This window comes from Acinetobacter sp. ANC 4636, from assembly GCF_054454555.1.
Genome location: NZ_JBTKVD010000057.1, coordinates 1 through 231, shown reverse-complemented (window position 1 = coordinate 231; position 231 = coordinate 1). Strand labels below are relative to the sequence as shown.

Sequence of the window (231 nt, the reverse complement as noted above, 5' to 3'; positions counted from 1 at the left end):
GAAAAGATCGGAGCATGAGCGAGATATCGAATTAGTCATCATCCATGTTACTAACAAGAAATAATCATTTCTGAATAGAAACAACAATATGGAATCACAAAGCCACTGTATTTAACCCAAAGCTCATCACATTTATCTTTGATACACCAGATATAAAAGTTGATCATCGAACTGCTTGAGATACGAGAGTTAAATTCTGCTGTGCAATATACATGTTCATAATGCGATTTG

Annotated in this window: 1 protein-coding gene; it reads right to left on the bottom strand. The window is 34.2% G+C overall.

All coding sequences use genetic code 11. The features are described from left to right. Positions 1-50: 50 nt before the first annotated feature. The coding region (locus ACX1N5_RS15755) for a hypothetical protein (protein WP_458803587.1) at positions 51-231 on the bottom strand (181 nt) is incomplete at its 5' end.